Below are 24,126 nucleotides of genomic sequence, written 5' to 3' on the forward strand. Positions count from 1 at the left end.
AATGTTTGACTTGCTCATTTTGCTTTTTTTATAGTGTGTGCTCACTCAAAATTTACGTTGGCGCTTTGTTTTGTTCAGTTTTCAAAGAGCAATTTGTTTGCCGCTATCTTAGCGACTTTATTATCTTAACACCTCTCAACCAACTTGTCAACAAGTTTCGAATGTTTCTTTTCTCGTTATGATGTCGTGTTGATGTCTTGTTTCGGTGTAGTTAATATAATATCACCAGTAGAAATACAAGTCAATTAAAATTGTGATATTTCTTTGTTTTTTTTAAATCCTATCTATAGAGTACAACTTCCACTAGTATACCCACTTTATCCTTTCTGCTTCAAAGACATGTCGTTAACATAAATCTATAAATAGAAGCAGGGGGCAACTTCAATAGTCACCCCCTGCTTCTATAACGCTTATTTATTAAAAGAAATAATATTTGCTTCTTTAATATCGACTTTTCCACTCTTTTCTATCTTAACGCTTTCCCCTTCAGCGAGGTTCGTAAAGACAATCGGAGTAATAATAGAAGTCGCATTATTTTTAACATAGTCAATATCTACTTTAAGTAGTGGTTGGCCGATTTTCACCTTGTCATCTTGAGCGACGAGCGCTTCAAACCCTTTACCTTCTAATTTAACTGTATCGATTCCGACGTGAATCAGGACTTCTCGCCCTGTTTCCGAAACGATACCAATGGCGTGTTTAGTTGGAAAGAGATTGACAATCGTCCCGTCAACCGGAGAAACTACCAGACCATCATCCGGCACAATAGCAAAGCCATCGCCCATCATTTTTTCAGCAAATACTGGATCAGGCACTTCAGTAATTGGCTTGATTTCTCCTTTAATAGGAGAAACGAATTTTTCAGAGTCAGAAGACCCTTCCGTCCGTAATGGTTTCGGAATCACATCTTCTATTTGATTTTCTACGCCTTTTTCTGGTGAGGCTTCAACCCTACTAGGTCTTTTCCCATCCATAATTTCTTTCATTTGCCCTTTAATCGTTTCGGAACGCGGGCCAAAGATGGCTTGGATATTGTTACCGACTTCAAGCACTCCTGCCGCACCGAGTTTCTTCAATCTATTTTTATCAACTTCTTTAATATCATTAACTGACACACGAAGGCGCGTGATACAAGCGTCCAAATGCGCGATGTTTTCTTTTCCGCCCATCGCTTCCAAAATATCTCCAGGAAGGTTACCTGATTTCTTGGAAGATACTCCAACTTCGTCATCATCTTCTTCTACCTCGCGACCAGGAGTTTTCAAGTTGAATTTCCTGATTGCAAATCGGAATCCGAAATAATAGATAAGCGCAAATACTAAACCAACCGGAATTACGATCCAAGCATTTGTTTGCGGATTGATTAAACCGAATAATGTATAGTCGATTAACCCGCCGGAGAAGGTCATCCCAATTTTCACATCAAGCAAATGCATCGTCATGAATGATAGACCTGCAAACACACAGTGAATAGCGAAAAGAATCGGCGCTACAAATAAGAATGAGAATTCAATTGGCTCTGTTATACCTGTCAAGAAAGCTGTAAGAGCAGCCGATGCCATTAAACCACCGACAATTTTCTTGCGTTCTGGACGGGCTTCGTGATAGATGGCCAATGCTGCAGCCGGTAACCCGAACATCATGAATGGATATTTCCCTGTCATGAACGTACCAGCCGTTAAATTCTCCACTCCATCTTTAATTTGCGCCATGAAGATTGCTTGGTCACCTCTGATAGGTTCACCCGACGAATCGATGTAGCTACCAAATTCAAACCAGAATGGTGAATAGAAGATATGATGCAAGCCGAACGGAATTAACGCCCGTTCCACTACCCCAAAGACAAATGCACTAAGCGTCAAATTAGCTCCAAGCATGTTTTCTGAGAAGGAATTTAATCCAGATTGAACGGTCGGCCAAATTACAATCATGACCAGTCCCAAAACAACCGCGCTCACCGCTGTAATAATAGGCACGAAACGTTTTCCCGCAAAGAACCCTAAATACGAAGGCATCTCAATTTCATAGAACTTATTATACAAAATGGCAGCCATGACCCCGACGATGATTCCGCCGAATACTCCTGTACCTAACGTAGGAATTCCAAGAACATTGCTGTAAACGGCACTGTTTTTCTCGACATCAGTCAAATCAATTCCTAAGACCGTTCCCATTGTTACATTCATGATCAGGAATCCGATGATTGCTGCCAAACCAGCAACCCCATCTCCACCTGCCAGTCCAATCGCTACACCTACCGCAAATAATAGCGGAAGATTTCCAAAAATAATATTCCCAGCGTTTTCCATGACGGACGCTACCATTTCCACTCCGCCATTTTCTAGAAACGGAGCGATATCCAAGAGGGCAGGGTTTTGTAAAGCATTACCCAGTGCGAGTAAAATGCCGGCAGCAGGCAAGATCGCTACAGGAAGCATTAAAGATTTTCCAATTTTTTGCAAGATACCAAACAACTTCTTAAACATTAGGTTTCCTCCTCATTTTGTTTTCACACTAATAAAACGGTTACATTTCATTAAACTGCTAATACACTTCTAAGCTGTTTTGTATGCAAAAAAGGCATAAGTAAAGGTAGGACCGAAAAAGAACATGTGGGTATAGATTACCCTGTTCCACTCTCAATCATTCTCCTTACTTATGCCTGATCGAATCAGTAACACGTAGGTTAATGTTTTATTTAATTTTATTTTGCAATCGTTGAATATGCATCGTTAAGTAGACAGCTTCCGCATCACAAACCGGTTTGCCTAATTTCTGTTGCATAATTTTTATTAGTTTCCAAGACAAATTGTAGCATACAGGATATTCTTCTTTCAATAGCAAAGTGATTTTTTCAGGTTCATCCACCGTTTCCCCTGCCAATACGCGATCGATCATAAACCTTAAATGACGAATCAGCCGCGAATAATCGATGCTTTCTTTATTTATCTCAACGTTCAACTGCTCTTCTATAATGGAAATCAGTTGAAAAATCACCTGGGAATACTGATTGACGTCAGATAAATCCTTATTTGCTATGGCACTATGGATATGAAGCGTGATGAAGCCAATCTCTCCATGAGGCAGTCCTATCCCGGTCTTATCTTGAATGAGGTCAACAACCTCGACTGCGATATTATGCTCAAAAGGATAGAGGGTGATCGTCTCTTTTAAAAATGGGTTTTTTATGGTCATCCCTTGGGAAACCCGTTGAAGGGCGAATAGTAAATGATCAGTTAAGCCCACATGTATATGCTCATTAAGTTTTCCAGGGACCCTTTTGTTTATCAAATGAATGGATTCAATTATGGCCGCTTGAAGATTTTGATCGATTTTCGGCAATAACTTCTTGTAATTCTCCTGTTCCTTCTCGCTTTTCAAAACAAACGTTTTCTCTGCGAGTTCCGGACTTAGTTCATCGCCTTTTTTTCGATTAAATCCCAGGCCCTTTCCAATAGAAACGACCTCACCATATGATGGGTGATTAGCAATTACAACATTATTGTTCAATACCTTTTCAACGATAAAACCGCTCATTTTTTTCCCTCTTTTTTGAAAGAATTATCCCATCCATTACAAAACATTTATATCTATACTATACACGTAAAGTCCTTCTTCTTACAACACGAGAAAAGAGGCCTATAATAGGCCTCTTTTCTCGTGTTGTTTCACTTTAAAAATATGAAGTATAGAAGGAAGACCACTCCAAGTCCCCACATGATTGGGTGAACTTCTTTCGCTCTCCCTTTCATTGTCATCGTAATGGGATAAAAGATAAATCCACAGGCAATCCCTGTTGCAATCGAATATGTCATGGGCATCATGATAACTGTGAAGAAGGCAGGCACCGCTACTTCAAATTTATGCCAGTCAATGTTTTTAAGCGATGAGGCCATTAGTACACCTACAATGACTAAAGCTGGTGCAGTTACCGCTGACGTCACGACGGAAAGTAGCGGGAAAAAGAAAAGAGATAGGACGAACAGTAAACCTGTAACCACTGCGGCAAAACCGCTACGAGCACCGGCAGCGACACCCGCTGTCGACTCCACATAAGATGTCGTCGTCGATGTACCAAGGATGGCACCTGAGACAATGGATAGAGAGTCAGCAAGCAACCCTTTTCCAACTCTCGGAAGAACATTATCCTTCATTAAACCTGCTTGTTGAGCGACAGCCACCAACGTACCGGCTGTATCGAAAAACGCTACGAACAAGAAGGTCAAAATCACGATCAGCATTTGACCTGTAAAGAGCTCACCAGGATTTCCGAAAGCATCGAACGCAACTCCGAATGTTGGTGCGATACTTGGAATCGCTCCAACGATTTTCTCCGGCACTGGCACTTGCCCAAAAATCATGCCAGCTATGGCAGTGATCACCATTCCGATGAATACACCGCTTTTCACGCCTTTGGTCATTAGAATGACGGTGACGATTATCCCGAATACCGCGAGCAATGTACTTCCGTTCGTTAAATCACCAAGTCCGACCAGTACACTATCATCATTCGTGATGATCCCTGCATTTTGAAACCCTACAAATGTTATAAATAGTCCAATACCAGCTCCGACCGCATATTTCAATTCGACTGGAATGGCATTAATGATTTTTTCCCGAATACCAGATAAGGATAGAAGGACAAATATGAGCCCTGAAATTAAAACACCGGTTAAAGCCGTTTGCCACGGGATTCCGAAACCGAGTACAACCGTAAAGGCAAAAAATGCATTCAATCCCATTCCTGGTGCAAGCGAGATTGGATACCTGGCTATGAGACCCATCAATATGGAACCAATTGCGGCAGCCAATGCCGTTGCGGCAAACACTGCTCCATAATCCATTCTCAATTCATCAGGGTAATCCTCTATGCCCTGTAACGTTAACATCACTGGATTCACAACCAGTATATAAGCCATTGAGAGGAATGTAGTTAAACCGCCGAGTATTTCCCGACGATAGCTAGTACCCAGTTCATTAAAACGAAAGTAATTTTTCATAATGAGTCTCCCCTATCATAAGTTCGTATAACACAAAATGAAAATACCCCATTCGCTTCCGAACGGGGGCTCAACTACTAATATGTAAAGAATGCGCGCGTGACCTACCCCACCCATTCATTCACATCGTAGTCAAGCTGTTAACGGCAGCTTGGTAGAAACTTTCGGGCCATATTCCCGATATTATACGACGATTATGTTTAATTTATTATTATAGGTATAGTGTACCAGTGCGTAAAACAGCCGTCAATATAAAAAGCGAATAATTTTAATTAAAAAATATAGAACGTTCGCCTTTTAGTTATCATTTCCATTTCACGAAGAATATCCACCCTCTATCATCCACAAATAAACCCAAAAAGATAAATACCAAAAAAAACCAGCGAAGGTAAAACCCTCACTGGTTCGATGTATATACTATTCCCACTCAATCGTTGCAGGTGGCTTGGACGTTATGTCATACACAACGCGGTTAACATGGTCCACTTCATTGACGATTCTTGTGGAGATGATTTCAAGTACTTCCCAAGGAATTCGAGCCCAGTCGGAAGTCATTCCATCAATTGATGTGACAGCACGGATACCGATTGTGTAATCATACGTACGGGCATCTCCCATTACCCCTACACTACGAATGTTAGGAAGGACTGTGAAGTATTGCCAAATTTCACGTTCTAAACCATTCTTCCTGATTTCCTCGCGTAAGATATAATCAGACTCACGGACGATTTCAAGCTTTTCATCTGAAATTTCTCCTAATACACGAATTCCCAAACCAGGACCTGGGAACGGCTGACGCCAAACGATTTCATCAGGAATGCCCATTTCGCTTCCTAATGCCCGTACTTCGTCCTTGAACAAAGTATTCAATGGTTCAATCAATTTGAATTGCATATCTTCCGGTAGACCGCCGACATTATGATGTGATTTAATCGTTTGTGCCGTTGCTGTACCGCTTTCAATGATATCTGTGTAAAGCGTACCTTGTGCAAGGAAATCGATGCCTTCTAGTTTCGTTGCTTCATCATCGAACACGTAGATGAACTCGTTACCGATGATTTTACGTTTCTGTTCAGGATCGGAAACGCCAGCAAGTTTCGATAAGAAACGTTCTTTTGCATCCACTTTAATGACGTTCATATTAAAGCCATCACTGAAAGTTTTCATAACACTTTCCGCTTCACCTTTACGAAGTAAGCCATGATCAACGAAGATACATGTCAGCTGATCGCCAATCGCTTTATGGATCAACACAGCCACTACGGATGAATCCACTCCACCGCTCAATGCGCAAAGTACTTTTTTATCCCCGACTGTTTGACGGATTTTTCCCATTTCAATTTCAACGAAATTTTCCATGGACCAGTCACCTTTACATCCACAAACTCCGAATACGAAGTTCTTCAAGATTTCATTGCCGTGTACGGAGTGACGTACTTCTGGATGGAATTGAACGGCATATAATTTACGTGACTCATCACTCATTGCCGAAATCGGACAAGACGGATTCGTTCCATCGACCGTGAAACCTTCAGGTGTTTCGACGACCAAGTCACCGTGGCTCATCCAGACGATTTGTTCTTTTGGAAGATCACTGAATAATTTAGATTCATTTTGAATCGTAAGAGTCGCTTTTCCATATTCACGGTTTTTGGCGCGTTCCACTTTTCCGCCAAAATGTTTCGTCATCAGCTGCATGCCATAACAAATTCCGAAAATTGGAAGACCTAAATCGAAAATACGTTCATCGCAGCCAAATGCACTTGCATCATATACACTGTTAGGGCCACCTGAAAAAATGATCCCTGTAGGATTCATTTCCTGTAGTTCCTCCACTGTAATGGTATGAGGATGAAGCTCACTGTACACACCGAATTCACGAATACGTCGCGTAATCAATTGATTATATTGGCTTCCGAAATCAAGTACTACAATCATTTCTTGGTTTTTCTGCAATTCTGTTTTCCCCGGCACAAACGTCACCTCTATCAATGTAATTCACCCAAAAACGAGTGATTTTTCATATAAAAAAATAGTATCATAAAAAAAGGAAAACTAAAAATCCACCCACAACGATATACGGAAAAAGTATATACGAAGGCAGATTTTCAGCTTTCCTGTAAATCTGCCTTCATAGTCAAATCATTTACGGTGATTCGGTAGAAACTTTCGATCCATATTATCGAGGATATATGAAGGACAGTATTAGTTTAAGTTATTGTATCAATATAATAAAAACATGGTCAAGAGCTAGTTTTTTTCATAAGCGTTTCCCAGTCACTGCGAAAGCGCTCCCACTCCTCTTCTTCTGGATCACCACGGTAAGTCATTACTTCATATCGAGCTGTCATTTCCTGCATTAAATTCGTCTCATAAACCGCATCTACATAGGCTGCATATTCCCGCAAGGTTTGTCCTTCAGGCCGCTCTAACCCTGCCCGGACCAACTGTTTCAATAATAATTGGTACGCCTGTACAAAGTATGGACCGGTTTTCTTTTTTAACCGCAGGATTTGTACAAAAGGGAGCCATTTCCTTCTATACAAATACCCTACGACAAGAAGTAAAGCTATGCATAAAATAATACCGGCACTCCACATTATTAAAGTATTTTGGCTTAAAAGGACACTTTTCTTAGTTGATCCAGGTTCATTTTCGGGTGTATCCGGGCGCTCTCTAGTCTGTGTCTCATCTTGCTCCACTAGTTTTTTGTCTTCCTGCTCGGTTTCCTCCGTATTTTCCGAATTCAAATCCGAATTGTAAAAATCCATTTGCCCATTGAATCCCTTCGTAGGCTCAAATGGTACCCATCCCAATCCTGAAAAATAAACCTCCACCCATGAATGGGCATTATTATTCGTCACTTTATAGGCGGATTCACCTTTATAAATTGATTTCTCCCCTTCCGTATATCCCTTTACCCATCTTGCCGGAATGTTGGCGGCACGTAATAAAATGACCATCGCCGTTGAATAATTATCGCAATACCCAATTTGGGTCTCGAACAAGAATTGATCCACATAATCCTGATTATCGCCTGGATACGGAATGTCTTCTTTAGAATAGCTGAATTCAGGACCGTCGAAGTGATTTTCTATCGCCTTTGCCTTATCGTACCAATTATCCTCATTCACCGTAAGTTCGTTGGCCAGTTCATAGATACGGGTTGGCAATCCCTCCGGAAGCTGTGTATTGCTTTCCATGAGGACATCCATCGTTTCATCCTGTTCCGTAACTTTCCGTAAGTCAGCCAGATCATAGCTAGGCATTTCATAAACCAGTTCATATTCTTTCGTGGTAAGAGGCTTACTGCCTTCGTCTACCGAAATGTACTTGTCCATATTTGTATAATATTTAAACCAATCTCCATTCTCAGCCTCTACCTTCTTCAGGTACCCTGATTGGGGATGAAGAAGGTGAGAGTAACTTTCCATCATGGTTACCCTTGTATTCATGTCTTCCGTTTTCAACACTTCAGGAATCTCAAATTCTTTTATATCCTTCAAATCCTGACCATTAGAGAAACTGATATAGTCTTCCATTCCCTCAACGGAAACCCACCCTTTTCCGGTATAGATATCTTTGTTCTCGACTTTCCAATAGTGTCCGGTATTGGTCGTATTATAAAAAATGACCGTATTGTCCGGCTCTATCGACCCACCAAGTGATGAATCATCTTCGTCATACCCCACCCGTTTTTCAACGGAGCTTTCATCACTTCCTGTCACCTTATCGGAATAAGAAACAATGAACGGTACAGGGTCCGGCCATTGTGACGCGAACTTCGGAGCAGTGAAACCAACGAGGACGCTTACTAACAGCATCCCCGCTAGCATGATGGCCCATTTACTGAATGAACCTCCTGAAAACACCAATCTCTCTTGTATGGACAAGCGTAGCATGGCCAACACACCAAGCATCGAAAACCCGATGATGATGATCCTGATCATGGCCATATCCCCATCATATGGTGTGAATGTATCGAGAATCGATAGGAAAATGATCGTTAATATATAAAGTAAAAATATGTTTCGTCTCACCGTCACCCAGTAATGAATCAAGTATGTCACAAGCCAAAGAAGCACGAAAAACAACAGCGTTCTAAAGGGGTTGGAAAGCAGCTCCCACTTCCCCTCATACATATTCGAAACGTTAGCCGTTATATCCAGCAAATCACCAGTAAGCCATTTGAAGGTCAGGAAAGGATCTGACGAATACAAGAAATGGACCGCAATTAATATAAAGGCACTTACGAGGATGAAACGCACAAACCAGTGGATACCAAAATAGTGTAGGAGCAAGGAAAATAACACAAAGATAATGAAAATCAAGATATTTCCTGTATCCGTAAGCTTCTCTACGGGTCGTAACCATTCGGTAATCAATAGAAGACCAAATATATATAAGAGAACATGCATCCACCTTTCCGATTTGGTAGAATCAGCGTTCATTTGCCTTCACCTCGGTTCGTTCATTTTGAAGGTGACCCTGTTCAAAGAAGACCAACTTTATTCCACGAGCCAACGCCACCGACTTCGCACGTATTTCCTCACCCGTGAAGTCTCCCTGACTTTTCACGCAAAATACCGTCATCGCTTTATTCCCGGTAAATGCATTCCAACCTTCTATCTTTTCCATCGTTAATTCGGACACAATGAATATTACAGAAGCGTTTGATGGTACAACTCCCTTGTTCTTCTTTCCATTCCAGACGTTTGTATGTGTGGCCCTTGATTTTGCAAGACGGTAAAAGAGTCTTCTCCTCTGTTTACTGCCTCCTTTAGCCGGTACGGCCTCCATTGATCCCGTACTGGTTAACCCAACATCCATACCCTTCTTTATCAAGGCATGCACCAAAGAGGCCGCAAGTACGATAGCTTCTTCGAAGAAGGGAGAGGCGTACTCATCAAGCATAATAAATACATCACGGTTTTTCTGCACTTCAAATTCCTTCGTCATGATTTCACTTGTTCGGGCCGTTGCCTTCCAATTTATCCAGGATAATTGATCACCCGGCTGATACTCCCTGATTCCGGACACGACCGAATGTTCCCGCTGTATTTTTTTCGTCGTACCAACTTGTCCTTGATCGAAGACATGCTCCAACTGTTTATAATTCAACTCCTGATAAGCCGGGAAAACGGTGAGTTTCAAAGGGGCATGCACTGTCGCTTCTTTTTCATAGAGTCCAAAGAAGTCCCCTATTTTGAAGCGAACCGATTGGATGACATGTTCTCCTCTTGGCAGATTCTCCAGGGTATATGTCAATTGGAAGGATTGTTTAAATCCTGGAAAAACCAATGTTTTCTTTTCCAGTTCCATCGGCAAATCCTCTTCTACCACCATATATAAAAGAGGCAGTCTGTTTTTCCGGGAGAATACCAATGTCATATCTACCGACTCTCCGGCCTGGCATTCGTGTTTACTAATTCTTCTCTCCACTTCAAAAGCCTGAAGTGGATAAAACAGCAGAATCATAGAGTACGCACCGAACGGCAAAAAGGTATAGAAAATGAACCAACTGATAAACCCGCCTTGAAACATCGCAAAACAAAAGGAAATGAGCATAAGCACTATGATCCCACAGACATTCCTGTTTTTCTTCAGTATGGTAAGCACATTCCGCATTAGGTCACGGCCCTCTTCACGGGTACCTGCGTCGTAGCCACTATCTCATGTATCACCATGTCAGCATTCACCCCCGAGTAATTCGCTTCCGGATTAAGGATTAGCCGATGGGTAAAAACGAACGGAACCAAATGCTGCACATCATCAGGTAAAACGTAATCCCTTCCCTTTAGGAGCGCATAGGCTTGGGCTGCCTTCATTAGGGCAATCGATCCACGTGGGCTCACCCCAAGATATACACTTTCATGCTTACGTGATTGATTGGCTAACTCGACGATATACGTCTTTATCGTATCATCCACGATCACAGCCTTTGCCTCTTTCTGCAAATCTATCAGTTCCTCTAACGAAATCACGGATTCCAATTCTTCAATCGGAGCCGTATATTGGGCCCGATGCAACACTTCTATCTCTTCTGCCACTTCCGGATACCCCATCTTCATTTTCAATAAAAAACGATCTAGCTGTGCTTCTGGAAGTGGGTATGTGCCTTCGTAATCAATTGGATTTTGAGTGGCCATGACGAAAAACGGTTGTTCCAGTTTCCTTGTCACACCATCCACCGTCACGCTTGCCTCTTCCATTCCTTCAAGTAGGGCGGATTGCGTTTTCGGCGATGTCCGATTGATTTCATCGGCCAAAATAATATGGCCCATGATTGGCCCCGGTCTAAAGATGAACTCTTGTTCCTTCGGATTGAAAATCGATACCCCCGTTACATCGGACGGTAGCAAGTCAGGCGTGAATTGAATCCGTTTGAAATCCGCCCCGATGGACTTCGCTAGCGCCCTGACCAAGACGGTCTTCCCCACGCCCGGGACATCTTCCAATAAGACATGTCCACCAGAAAGGAGCGCCACAAGACTTAGTTCTGCTATATCTCTTTTTCCAATAATGACCTTTTCAATGTTTTCCAAAATCATATCCAGTTTCTGATTCACTTGTTTATAAACCATTCTCTACCTCCCATGATTATGTAAATCACTCATGCTTAACCCTTATTTATTCGACATCCATTTTACATTAACCTCCAATTTATCCTTACAAAGTGAGTTTACTAGAATAATACCCCTATAAAAGAGATTTCTTGAAATCTTTTCACTATTTAAGTAATTAATTATGATAGACTGGTACTAAGTGAATATAAACCTTGCAGAAAATAGGTGCTGACTTGTCAGCTTAATAGGGAATTCGGTGTAAAACCGAAGCTGTTTCCGCAACTGTAAGTGCTAATGAAATAAGAAATATGCCACTGTTTGTGAATGAATCCGCACGCACGATACCATTCATTCAATCCAAATGGGAAGGTTCTTAGAGTAAAATGATGCACGAGCCAGGAGACCTGCCTTTTTTTTATCGTATTTTGCTCTTCGGAAGTTAGGAGGATTGTACGGCAATCTTCCATCTTTTTTTCCGTTCGAGATACATAGATGATTGTTTGCCGACCAATACCTTTGGTCGGCTTTTTCTTTTGCGCCGAAAAGCAATACGCAGGTCATTCACATTATTAAAAAGGAGGAAAAATTATGGCAAAGAAGGATACCCGCTTTTTATGCTACCCATTCATGCGCGAATCAGTTTCAACCGTTGATTATGAAATTCGCACCGATTCATTGACGACTCAAATGGGACTGGCAGCGTCGTTCACGAAAGAGATTCCTGAAGTCTACAGGGATTTAATGGAACTGTTGCCGATGGCTTATCATTTAAATGGTTCTGCCCGGGGGAAATTGGCCATAACCGAAGACGGTCTAAACCGCCTAAGTGAAATCTATGACTATTATGTCGCTGAAGTGAAAGAACGCATCGAAACATTTGTGCTACCCCAAGGATCGACGGCAGCCTGTATTTTGCATACTTGCCGTAGTGAAGCCAAGAAATCCGTCCGTACCTTGCATAAAGTCAGTACGGAAAAAGATGTGCCCGCGATTCTTTTTGATTATGCTCATTTGCTTGCCAATGTTCTATTCGTGATGGCTGTCTATGTCAATAAACAACTGGGTGTCGAAGAGATTCCCTTTATCAGCAAATCCTATCCAACCAAAACAATGAAAAAGAAAACGGAGGAATAAAACATGATAAGAACAGTAAGATCCAGTTGGATTGCCCTTCTGATGGTCGCCCTTTTCCTTACAGGATGTGCCTCGAATGATGATCAGAAATCGATAGAGAAAAAAGATCCTGCAACAACTGAAGAAGTCAAATCCTATACCGTCACCGATGATAGTGGAAAAGAAATCACATTTGATAAGGTTCCGGAAACGGTCGTTTCACTTCAACCCAGTAATACGGAGATTTTATATGCCCTTGGTGTAGGGAATAAGGTGATTGGAGCGACAGATTTCGATAACTATCCTGAGGAAGCTAAAGATGTCGAGCGTGTCTCTGATTCAATGACAATCAATTCCGAAAAAATCATCTCTTTGAAACCGGATGCCATCATTGCCTACACAATTGGCGATGAAGCAGCATTAAAGCCGCTTGAAGATGCGGGAATTCCCATTTTCATTATTAAATCAGCCGTGACCTTTGATGATGTATATAGCGATATTGATCAAATTGCCAAAGTCATGGGCGTAACGGACCAAGGGGAAGACCTAGTCAAAAACATAAAAAAACAAATCAAAGATGTTGAAGAAAAAGTGGCGAGTGTCGATTCTAAAGAAAAAACATATTTCGAAATCAGCCCTTCTCCGGAAATCTATACAGCGGGAGCTGAAACCTTCCAGCAAGAGATCTTGGCGTCTGCCGGTATCGAAAATATCTTTGCCGACCAAAAGGGCTGGGCGAAAATAGCAGATGAAGAAGTCGTCAAGCGCAACCCGGATGCCATCATCACAACCGTAGGCTATGTGGACAATGCTGTGGATGAAATCAAATCCCGTAAAGGTTGGAAAGATGTCAGCGCCGTGAAGGAAGACCAAGTATATCAGCTTAGCGAAGACGTCATGTCACGTCCCGGACCGCGTATCGGAGAAGCCGTAGAACTAACTGCAAAGACCATATATCCGCAATTATTCAAATAAAGACACACTCAAAGCCCGCATGAAATCAAGCATGCGGGTTTTGTATTCTAATTTTTATATTTCTCATTCACCTCTTCCTTCCATCCTTTTCATTCATCGTACATTTTGCTTATACCTTCTCATTTGCTAAAATGAATTATCACATTTTGACGATTCGAGGTAATGAATATGTATAAAAAATTCTTTATATGGGTCTTTACCATCGCCCTTCTTTTAGGTCTCCTGATCACCCTTTCAAAATAAGGAAAAAGAAAAACCCGACTCCTAAATCTGGAGTCGGGCTTCTTCATTTCTTATTTCCTTCTTGATTCAACTTACCCATTCTCGGGATAAGGATAACAAACAGACACACTACGGCAACTCCTAAAACAATCGCCAGTAACAATGATAGATCAAAGTTCAGAAAAGAGTTCTCTTCTTCCCTATCTCTCTTTCGAATGGGGACTTCTGAAGAAAACAACCCCATTTCTTCCGCTTTGGAAGCAATGATATTATTATCCTCCGTCATAGGAGAAAGAAAAAGGGATTCTTCTATCGAATCTATGACATCATACTTTCCTCTTTCAAAAGTAAGTCCTTTTACTTCTTCCGGAATTTTCTCCTTCTGTTTCAATAACACCTCATCATGAAAATATTCAGTTTGGATATTGATATCCTTTTCCTGATACACATTCGGCTCCACGATGGGTTCCTCCTCAGCTTGCCCATCAATAGGCTGGCTGAAGAGGATGAAGAAGAACACGAGAATTACCTGTTTACTCCGCTTCATGGGCCATCTCTCTTTTACCTGCAAGACGCTTCATAACATAAGGAAGGACCGCAGCAACCACCGTGAGTATAATCAAAATGGTAGTAGCCGGGATAAAGGCCAACTGATTCCCGAATTGAATGGACATGTAAACATTGGCTACCGGATGGTCGACATTGAAGTTAGGCATGATCAGGTCTAATAATGGAATCGTAAAGAAACTGATTAAACCAATGACCAGAATCGCCCCGACAAATGGTCCTATCGCAAAGGCAAGCTGTGTGAAAGCTGAGCAGAAGAATAGAAGCAGGACAGTGAAAACGGTCCATTTAATCGCCTGCATATCGCCAAGCGGATAAATCTTCAGCCCATACATGCTAATGATCAAGCCGACGATCAAGTTCAGTAATGCGAATAAGGCTGCATGCACCAGCATCGGAACGGATGCATAATGGTGCAGGAAGAAACCAATCAATAATCCTGAGATAAGGATGATCACTAACATCACGATTGGTGGGATATTAACCTTTTCTTGTTGCAATACTTCCCCGCTGATTTGAACGGGATTCGCCAAATACTCGTACACATACCCGTTCGACTGATCATCCACTAACGTATTATTCAAAACACTGTAGACATCGGTTTTGATTTTCTTCGTGGAATCCACGTTTTGAGCCCAATTTTCATTAAGCTGATCGGCTCTTTCCTGAACGGATCCCACTTTTGCTTGAAGGTCTGATGTATCTTTCGTAACGGTATCTTGACGCTCTGCGACAGAATGGACTAGCTCCGAAATATAACCGACAGTGGTTGCCGTAGAATCCTGAAGAGATACAAACATTTCTCCGTTAAGACTTCCAACAGGGGCCTCCTCCATCTCGGGAGTCTCCATATTACCGGTCAGATTTGCCGTTACTTCTTGAGCCCTCGCTGATATGGCTGCTAATTCCTCCAGCGTGGCTGCATGTTCCACTTCAACATTTTCGTCATATTCTGATATAAAGTCGAGCATCGAGCTAGATAAAGCCCCAAAGTCTTCTTCCACTCCCAAAAGGCTTGATTGGACAAGTTTCGCCTCTTCATCGACGATACCAGAAACGCCATTTTTCATATTTTCTAATTCGTTCATATTGGCGGTAAACACTTCGTCCAAACTTTCTTTCGTTTCATTGACTCGTTGAACAAGTTCCCCATAGGAAGAAAGCGAACCATAATAAGCTAGAAGTGCATTTGAGTCACGGCTCAGGATGGATCGATTAAAGACATCCACTAATGCCGCCCGTCTTTCTCCTCCCACTTTTTTAAGTAGCTCGTCTTCTGTTTTCTTGATTTCCGTAAGGGTCTCATTGATGGTCATACTTTGGATATCCTGTAATTTTTGAATATCCTCCTGTGATTGCTCCCATTGATTACCCAAATCCTTATAATCTTTTCCCAACTTTTCATATTCAGTTTGTAGTTTCTTATAATTTGTTAGTAACGTATTATATGAATCTATCAATGCATTGAATTGTACGACAACTTGATTATAGTTTTCCGTTCTTTTATTCAAGGTCCCGCTCAGACCATTGATTTCCTCTTGCAGACTGCCTGCAAGAGAGCTAATTTGATCTTTTGCCTCTTCACTGCCTTCTGCCGGCACCAAACTTTCAAGGGTCGTATTCATACCATTAATTTTATCCAGTAACACTTGAAGTGAGATATCATCGATTGCTTCCTTTTTTGAAGGCGCTGCCTCTGAATCCCCTTTTCCTCCTGTATCAACATCTTCTATCGGTGTATCGCCTCCACCGATTTCATCTTTATCCCCCGAGCTGTTGGCCAAACTTCCACGTTGCTCCAATAAAGTTGTCTGAAGCTTGTTTAGTCCGTCCTCTTCCGATTGTTTAAATTGATCAATCGAACTTTGTTGTTCATCCTTTATTTTCGAGATTTGTTCCACCTGTTTTTCTTTCATGGTGGTGGAGAAATCCTCCAGGTTACTAGTGCTGCTCTCGATCTTTTCTTGCATCATCACCACGTTCTCATTCATGCCTTGTTCATTAAGACTAAATCCCGGTTTAGTATCCTTTTGGATATTCGGTATCGTCTGGACTCCCTCATTCAGCACCCCATCATACGCTTGGATGCTATCCATGATCAGCTGTTGATTTTGGGTGGATGTCAAAGCAAAAAGAGCACTTTGCGCTTTCTGGTATTCCTCAAACGTCACAACTTCCTCCACGAAAGAGGCCATTTGTGCTTTTGTTTTCCCCATTTCACCTAATGTTTCATTGGTGGTTTCCCCTGCACTCTTCGTGGAAGCGAAAACCCCTTTGAGCATATCTTTATGTTGCTTGATTTCCCCAGCCAGGCTTTCTGAGCTTGGGGTATAAAATTCATACATCGTGTTTTGGAAAGCGATTTCCTTCGTCAAAACTTTATCGAATTTTTTGCGGATATCTTCTACCGATTGAGATACATAGCTCCAGTATTGCGTGGAAATATGCTTATTCATTTTATTCTTGGTCTTCTCTAACTCTTTTTGGACCTTTTCCATATTTTCCGCATTTAAGCTTGTCTGGACCTTGTATTTAACCCCCGCTTTGACTGGTTGTTCTTCATTAAAGGTATAAATGTTCTTGGAAAAGTCCGATGGGAAATAAATGATCGCATCATACTTTTTATTAGCCAATCCACTTTCCGCGGCACTTCTGTTGACGACGACCCAATCATATTCAGAATCCTTGTCCAAAGTCGTGACAAGTTCTGATCCGACTTGAATCTGGTTCTTATCATATTCCGCCCCATTATCTTCATTGACAATAGCAATCTCACGAGAAGCCGTTTCTGTTTTCTTCATTGGGTTTTGACCGATATAAGAAAAAAACAAGATGGGCAGAGCAATGATCACAAGTATCTTCCCAATTAATAACAACGGCTTTATTGTCTTATTCAACGTCTTTCTCCCTCCTTCTTATTCACTTAGTGGAATCTGGATTTTACTTTCCCTGCCATTTAGAACAAAATAACCGTACCCTGGCTGAATTTCTTCTTCTTTTCTTGAATACGAGAGCGTATATAAACTCTGATCCGATTTTTTCAGAAGCAAGATTGCCTGCCTGATCTGTTTCAATTCCGTTGTCAGGGAATCATACCCCTTCGTGAAGTCATTCGCATTTCCAGCCACGAGCATGGAAAAACCTAAGTGGCTGTATTGTTTCATTAAACCGCTTATCTTGTCCTGAATTCTTCCATCAATCGCTTGCTGGAATCTTGAAATGCTGTCGATAACAAAGATGACGGATGAAAAATCAAGCTGTTTCATTGGCTTCTGTTCCAAGGCCTCTAAATACTGGCGTTCACGAGCCTCAAATATTTCCGTGATGTGATCGAGCCATTCTGTAATTTGGTCTTTCGTTTCTACGTAACGTACTGTCTCCCTGCTTGCATAAGGTGATAGACCGCGATCCACTCCATCAAATACGCCAACTTCCCCGACCGTCTGGGTAAGAAGCGTTTCTAAGACCACTTTAAGCATGTTCGTTTTCCCTTTACGTGACTGACCGACAATAAGTAAGAATGGGTTGGCATGCAAATCTACCCATACAGGAGATACGCTCTCTTCTGAAAGGCCGATTGGTATGAGCCCTTTCTTGGTAGATGGTGAATAGTACGTCTTGAATGACGCCAAGTCTAGGCGATTTGGCAACATTGGAATGGCTGGCGGCTTAGCCAAATCCTTGTATCGAGTCTTGTTTTCAGCCACGACCTGTTTCATTTCTTCCAAAACGGCTACATCATTTTCTCCATCTGCTGGCAGATACACCTGCATCAGATAGGTCTGGTCTGTCTTCACCAATGCCCGCCCAGGTACTGGTTCATTTTCATAAGGCGTCCTGCCTAAAACGGAATATTGTTCCGAACTGTCCATTAGGTAATGAACGACCTTCGTTTTTAAACTATTCATCAATGGCTGACGGATGGCATTGATTCTTGTAGCGGTCAAGATCATAAAGATTCCAAGTGATTGTCCATCACGGGCAAACTGGATGAATTGCGCTTCCTGGTCTGGCATTTCATCCTTCACCAAGTCAAAGTTGTCAATGACGATGTAAATAATCGGCAACTTATCTTCTACTAGGGCGTTATAGAGCTTGATATTGCTAAGTTCCCGTTCAGAGAAAAGCTGTTTCCGCCTTTCCATCTCCGTCCTCATGAACAACATGAATTTCTCGATTTTCCTCATCTCATCCAATCTGAAATAATCTCCTGTGTGTGGCAGCTGTCGAAGTGGCAGCAGTGCACTATTTCCAAAATCAAAAATGTAATAATGCAGTTCTTCAGGTGAAAATTGATCGATGAAATTGAATAGAAGCGTTAATACCGTCGTTGACTTGCCATAGCCGGAAGATCCGAAAATCCCGATGTTTCCATCTTCTATCCAGTTGTAAACATAATCCGTCTGGCTCTGCAATTCGGGCTCGTCTTTCATTCCTAGATAGAACTGGTTTTCCGTTTGGCTTCTTTGATCAATTCGTGATAGTCGATTTGAAAGAGGAGGCAGCCAAGGACTAGCCAGTTTGGGAATTTTCATTTCTTTCTGCGTCGCTACAATATGATCTGCCACAGCTTCAATTTCACTGATTTTCTCTTTACGTGTGCGAGAGACTTGCTCCGTTACATTGGATATCTGGACAAGCCCTAGATCCGTGACGAGTGCTACTTCATCCTCGGATCCCACTGTATCCTCCATATAAGGGGCGCCGCTCCATGCCGACTGAAACAGTTCGTACACCTCATTATTGCCTACTTGTAAATAACCACGCCCGGTGACGGTAATGTTCGCAGCATCGCTATTTTTCAAGATCTCCTTACTATCATTGGCATCCTGCACCTTTAAGGAAATCTTAAAACGGGCATTACTCCAAATCTGGTTATCAATCACACCACCTGGCTTTTGCGTGGCCAGAATCAAGTGAACACCCAAGCTCCGGCCGATCCGTGCCGTACTGACCAATTCCCGAATGAAATCAGGTTCTTCATTCTTAAGCTCGGCAAACTCATCCGAAATCAGGAATAAGTGTGGCAATGGCTTGTCGGCTTTTCCTTCTTTATATAAATCCGTGTAATCATTGATATGATTGACCTCATAGCGATCAAACAGGCGCTGGCGTTTCTTCAGCTCGCTATTGATCGAGGCAAGTGCCCGGGCACTGAAGTTCTTGCTTCCCTCAATATTCGTAATGACTCCAAGTAAATGGGGAATCTGCTTGAAAGGCTGTGCCATTCCTCCCCCTTTATAGTCAATGAGCAGAAAGGCAACTTCATGGGGATGATAGTGAACAGCCAATGAAAGAATATAGGTCTGCAACAATTCACTCTTCCCTGAACCCGTCGTACCGGCAACCAGACCGTGGGGACCATGTGCCTTTTCATGTAAGTTCAGCTCCACCCTATCTGTCTTTCCTTTCAATCCAATCGGCACCGCTAACGACTTGGAAGACTGATTCGTCAGCCAATTCTGGCTGATTGGCAGCTCCTCCACTTCACGGGCTTTTAAAAGTTCCAGGAACGAAACGGTTTCAGGGATGGAATTATTCATCCCTTTTTGATGGTCAAGCGACCGTAATAACCGGGCGTACCGCTCATTTCCTTCCTTACCGTGCTCATCTAGCCGGAAAGGCGTATGAACGGCTTTTGTTTGCTGAATCAAGATTTCTCCCTCATGATCATTGATATACTTCACTAATGTATGGACATTTTCCGATAAACTCTCCTTGGCATCGGCTGCAAAGATGGTTGATATGCCCAGCTCTTCGGTCTTCCCTTCCAAATACTCAAGAATGACATGTTCCGCAATCAATGTACGGTCGGTGACAATAAATACGAAATGAGGGGTGAATCTTACTTTTCCTTTATTCTCGTCAAGGTCCCTTTCTCTGAGTAACTGGTAAATGGAAGATAATAGTTGATCACGAGATTGTTCATTATAGATGAAGCCTTTCGCGTATGCATGTGGCAGCTGGAAATGAGGCAACCATTTCATCCATTCCCATTCCTCATAATCCTTTTCTGGGAAAATCGCCACAAACCGGACATCATGATAGCTATGGAAGAAAGACAACTGGCCAATCATCTGCTGCAGCTCGCGTTTGACGACTGTTTCCTTTCCGACTAGGCCCATGGAGCCGCTAGACAAATCAATCGTTAAGGGTAGATCGTCAAGGCTTTTGTAAACATCGACAAGTTCCTGGGACTGTTCAAGTAGATCATCAATATCCCGATTTGACATATCACTGCTGTTTACCTTGACCTCATAACTGGAGGGAATGGACGCCGTACCGACCCTGAAGTGGAGAAAGTCTTCACTTTCCATTGTGCGCTCCCATATTCGATCGCTAATCTGATTCGTCAGTTGCTTCATTTTCTCAAAAGAAGGGTAATGGTAGAGTAATACTTTCTTTTGCTGTGCCGATAACTCGCCCAACTCTTCTCGCTTTTGTTCTAGATACCTTGTATAGACGCGTAACCGTCTTTCAGCTCTTAGCTTCTGTTTCTTTTTATCTTTAAAGTACTGAACCGTGGAAGTCACCATGGTGGTGGTGAACATCACAATCGATATGAGGATGAATATTCCACGCGGCTGAACAATCATGACGACTCCCATGACGATCAACATCATTAATGGGGGCATTAGGATCAGCCATAGCCCACGATTCTGGTCTTCCGATTCCTGACTTGGGAATGAGATGGTCACTTTCTCATCCGGCAATTCATAGATCATCCGTGGAGTCCTGCGGTACTCGGGATAGCTTTTTTTCATTTCGGATATAGGCTGCATGATTTCGGATAAGGACGTTTCATAACGATCCGCACTTTTGATCATTAATATGTCGCCTTCTAGTAACCTCAGTACCATATATGGGCAACAGATCAAATCGCCATTTTCCAGTGCCGTCATTTCTTCCACCTTTTCACCATTTAAAAAAAGCCGGTCCGCTGTAGGTTCGAGCAACCATTGTCCCTGACGACGAACAAGGGAAAAGCCATTTCCACTTGGTTCCTGCTTGCATATCGTCGCTCCTGATTGGGCGGATATCGATATTTCTTTCAAACTATCTATATAATAAAGGCTTTCATTCAGTTCTCCGGGAGCATAAAAGATTTCCACAGCTTCCTGATTTTCGTGAAAAATATAGGACTGGAAAGGCTTTACCTCCCCAATCTTCTCTTCGCCCCTGAATACCATATATTCATCAAGCTCTTCATCTTTCCTCAACTCAATGTGTCCCTCGTTAAAGGGAAGCGAATAAATCGTGATTGTATCCTTTTGTGATGATCCAATCGTAATTGGGTCCAGTTGCTTCTCCCTAATCGTATAAGATTGGTATGTCTTCTTACAGAAAATCCATAGTGAACTCATTCTTTCTCACCTCCGCAAAGGGCACATACGTACTCAATCTTTGCTATTCTCTTTCTCTTTTTCTTCAGCTGATTTTCCCGAGGCTTCCTTGCTATCAGGTTCTTCTTTAGAAGCAGGTTCCTTTTTCTTTTCCTCTTCTTTTACAGCTGGTTTGGCTTCCGGTTCCACTACGCTTTCTCTATTTGGCTCTGTAGTAGGCTGCTCCTGTTCTTCCAATTGCGTGGCCTCTTCAAGCTGTTTTTGATATTCATCCATTTCCTTTTTATACTCCTTAAGCTCCGTATCCACTTCTTTCACTTGTGTCTCCTTTTCTTCACCGGACAAATCCTCATTAGATTTAATTTGTTCCTTTTGTGTCAAAAGTCCATACATAATCAATTCTCGATCTTCCATGATTCTCGCTAAGTTGATTGCATCCTCGCTTATGCCCCGGCCAATGTATATCCAATAGAGAAGATACTGACTATCGGTCTGTAGCGTAATGGCCTTTAAGATATTTTCCTTCTGAAAGTCCATCAATGACCCATGGGTAGTGACATAAGATTTAGAAAGCTCATACTGAACAACATATGGCATTTTCTCAGGATTGAAATGTTCCAATCGATCAATGACTTGGCTATATTCCTGTTTCAGGAAATTCTCCCCGCTTTCCACATAAGCCTCTTGCCTTGGTTGGGAAAAGAATAGTGTATAAATCGTAAAGAATAAGAGAGGGACTAAGATTATGCCTATTCCCCATAATGTGTAACGCTCCATTTTCCACTTTTTTTCTGGAATATGCACAAATGTTTTATGTTCTTTTTCCAGAAACTCTATTTGATTCTGGACATACAAGATCAGCCCTTCCCAAGTCTCTTCCGCTAAGATACTTTGGGTTTCTTTCGATAGTTTAAGAGTTTTATGGTAAAGAAGGTACTGATCAAATGTATACTGACTATCAACAAGAGCTGCAATCGTCGCCTTGGTTTCCTGAAACAGCTGGTTGGCGTTCTCCTCATACGGCGGCAGGCTTTCTTTTACGCCATAATGAAGAAAATAGGGAGTAAAACTTCGATCGAAAACCAGATTCTCCGGGCAGACGATTACCCGTAACCGAGTTAACTCATGTCTCCTGATCTTGTTAATCATTTGATGGGAAGCCATCCATCGATTCAAAGAACTTTTATTGCGTGCCTTGTTAAAAGCAAAAAAAGAGGTGGGCGGTACAATGCTGATCTGCACCTCATCCTCTGAAACCTCTATAGTTTTATGAAGAACCGAATCCACTTCCTGAATCAGCTGTAATTCCAAGGGATTTTGCATCAGCAATTTAGCACGTTGGAAAACGAATATATATCCATCATCATTCTTCTTCATTACCGCTTCCATTTGCTTTTCCAAATATGATGATTTTTTCTCACCCATTCTATGTACTCCTTTACCCCTGCTAAAGGGCTTTAGACTTTTTTCCTATATGTAAGACATACCTCTACCATTAAAGAATCTCGAGCCGATCCCCCGTCGTGATGCCACTATCCAATAATGTGTCATAACCGGAACAAACAAACTCCTTATTTTGAACCCGCACCCAATATCCTTCACGTGGCACTTGTGCAATCCCCTTTACCTCCCAGACAATTTCCACAACCTTTTTGACGGAGCGGTAATTGGACACTTGGAGATCAAAGACCTCGCCCGTATATCTTTTTAAATCAATGGTTAATTGAATATAAATGCCAATCACCTCATTAAAAGAAAAAAACGCCACGATCTACAATCAGATTCACGGCGCTTTTCCCTAAAGCTTCTATCTCGTTTTTATCTAATTTATCCGCGAATTTGGCTAGCAATTTGATTATCTGTATCTTCAAGGATTTGAGCAGATTTCGTCAATTGTTGAGATACTTCATTTAATAAACGAGCCATATCATTAAATGAAGGTTTTAATTCTTCATATTGTCCAACGAAGGCTTGACTAGAAGAACCTTCCCAAATTCCTGTTAAGTGATCCCTCATTTTATCCAAACGGCCAATAATATCAACGACCTGCTGGCTTTCATTATCATATTGTCTAGCTACATCCTTAAGTTCCGATGGGGTTACGCGAATTTGTGACATAACAATTCCTCCTTTAATGTGTTTAGTTACATTTTAATAGAACTATACAAATTCTGCCATAAAAATTAACAAACGGGTCATAAAATGGTAAATTATGATTATATAAATAATCCTAAATCTACCATCATAGAAGTCTAAGTACCTGTTTCCATACATTTCTAAACCACTTTGGGCGAAATATATATCATTTTTTTCCATATTTTCAAACAAACCGCTCTATAT

At 41.8% G+C, this 24,126-nt stretch carries 15 protein-coding genes and 3 riboswitches; of the genes, 2 read left to right on the forward strand and 13 right to left on the reverse strand.

The window, feature by feature from the left end:
* Window positions 1-410: 410 nt before the first annotated feature.
* From ptsG to ACQKL6_RS18600, 7 genes are all read right to left on the reverse strand, one after another.
* Window positions 411-2,486, reverse strand: a complete 2,076-nt coding sequence (ptsG, locus tag ACQKL6_RS18570; protein WP_402959488.1) for a glucose-specific PTS transporter subunit IIBC — start codon at window positions 2,484-2,486, stop codon at window positions 411-413.
* Between the two features lie 208 nt (window positions 2,487-2,694).
* Complete coding sequence (gene glcT, locus ACQKL6_RS18575) at window positions 2,695-3,537, reverse strand: glucose PTS transporter transcription antiterminator GlcT (RefSeq protein ID WP_402875546.1); 843 nt, start codon at window positions 3,535-3,537, stop codon at window positions 2,695-2,697.
* Between the two features lie 131 nt (window positions 3,538-3,668).
* Window positions 3,669-5,000 (reverse strand): NCS2 family permease, encoded by a 1,332-nt coding sequence (locus tag ACQKL6_RS18580; RefSeq protein WP_402875544.1) that lies wholly within the window; start codon window positions 4,998-5,000, stop codon window positions 3,669-3,671.
* A gap of 109 nt (window positions 5,001-5,109) precedes the next feature.
* A riboswitch (purine riboswitch) is annotated at window positions 5,110-5,211 on the reverse strand.
* A gap of 206 nt (window positions 5,212-5,417) precedes the next feature.
* A complete protein-coding gene (gene guaA / locus ACQKL6_RS18585; protein ID WP_427651743.1) occupies window positions 5,418-6,974 on the reverse strand; it encodes a glutamine-hydrolyzing GMP synthase in 1,557 nt (518 codons plus the stop codon).
* 140 nt (window positions 6,975-7,114) lie between these two features.
* Window positions 7,115-7,216, reverse strand: a riboswitch (purine riboswitch).
* A gap of 27 nt (window positions 7,217-7,243) precedes the next feature.
* Complete coding sequence (locus ACQKL6_RS18590; RefSeq protein WP_427651729.1) at window positions 7,244-9,385, reverse strand: transglutaminaseTgpA domain-containing protein; 2,142 nt, start codon at window positions 9,383-9,385, stop codon at window positions 7,244-7,246.
* A gap of 55 nt (window positions 9,386-9,440) precedes the next feature.
* Window positions 9,441-10,628: a DUF58 domain-containing protein gene (locus ACQKL6_RS18595; protein ID WP_402875540.1), complete on the reverse strand. Its 1,188-nt coding sequence runs from the start codon at window positions 10,626-10,628 to the stop codon at window positions 9,441-9,443.
* The gene (locus ACQKL6_RS18600) at window positions 10,628-11,584 is read right to left on the reverse strand and encodes an AAA family ATPase (protein ID WP_402991636.1); all 957 of its coding nucleotides are present in this window, start codon (window positions 11,582-11,584) and stop codon (window positions 10,628-10,630) included. Before ACQKL6_RS18600 ends, ACQKL6_RS18595 begins: the two co-directional genes overlap by 1 nt.
* 188 nt (window positions 11,585-11,772) lie before the next feature.
* A riboswitch (cobalamin riboswitch) is annotated at window positions 11,773-11,992 on the forward strand.
* Window positions 11,993-12,154: 162 nt separating this feature from the next.
* On the opposite strand from ACQKL6_RS18600, the gene ACQKL6_RS18605 reads away from it, so the two are divergent.
* A complete protein-coding gene (locus ACQKL6_RS18605; RefSeq protein ID WP_427651730.1) occupies window positions 12,155-12,700 on the forward strand; it encodes a hypothetical protein in 546 nt (181 codons plus the stop codon).
* A gap of 3 nt (window positions 12,701-12,703) precedes the next feature.
* Entirely contained in the window at window positions 12,704-13,654 is a 951-nt protein-coding gene (locus tag ACQKL6_RS18610) for an ABC transporter substrate-binding protein (RefSeq protein ID WP_402991630.1), read from the forward strand.
* A gap of 286 nt (window positions 13,655-13,940) precedes the next feature.
* Here ACQKL6_RS18610 and essA read toward each other — a convergent pair whose 3' ends face one another.
* The 6 genes from essA to ACQKL6_RS18640 all read right to left on the reverse strand — a co-directional run bounded on the left by essA (window position 13,941) and on the right by ACQKL6_RS18640 (window position 23,904).
* On the reverse strand, window positions 13,941-14,423 hold the full coding sequence (gene essA / locus ACQKL6_RS18615; RefSeq protein ID WP_402875530.1) for a type VII secretion protein EssA: 483 nt from the start codon (window positions 14,421-14,423) through the stop codon (window positions 13,941-13,943).
* A complete protein-coding gene (gene esaA, locus ACQKL6_RS18620) occupies window positions 14,410-17,340 on the reverse strand; it encodes a type VII secretion protein EsaA (protein WP_402991627.1) in 2,931 nt (976 codons plus the stop codon). The genes essA and esaA overlap by 14 nt, the downstream gene beginning before the upstream one ends.
* Window positions 17,341-17,358: 18 nt before the next feature.
* Entirely contained in the window at window positions 17,359-21,807 is a 4,449-nt protein-coding gene (essC, locus tag ACQKL6_RS18625; protein ID WP_427651731.1) for a type VII secretion protein EssC, read from the reverse strand.
* Window positions 21,808-21,840: 33 nt separating this feature from the next.
* Window positions 21,841-23,211, reverse strand: a complete 1,371-nt coding sequence (gene essB, locus ACQKL6_RS18630; protein WP_402991621.1) for a type VII secretion protein EssB — start codon at window positions 23,209-23,211, stop codon at window positions 21,841-21,843.
* A 70-nt stretch (window positions 23,212-23,281) separates the two neighbouring features.
* On the reverse strand, window positions 23,282-23,521 hold the full coding sequence (locus ACQKL6_RS18635; RefSeq protein ID WP_427651744.1) for an EsaB/YukD family protein: 240 nt from the start codon (window positions 23,519-23,521) through the stop codon (window positions 23,282-23,284).
* 92 nt (window positions 23,522-23,613) lie between these two features.
* On the reverse strand, window positions 23,614-23,904 hold the full coding sequence (locus tag ACQKL6_RS18640) for a WXG100 family type VII secretion target (protein ID WP_402875524.1): 291 nt from the start codon (window positions 23,902-23,904) through the stop codon (window positions 23,614-23,616).
* Between the last annotated feature and the right edge of the window lie 222 nt (window positions 23,905-24,126).

The sequence above is a fragment of the Peribacillus sp. NPDC097197 genome (assembly GCF_050278025.1).
GTDB lineage: Bacteria > Bacillota > Bacilli > Bacillales > DSM-1321 > Peribacillus.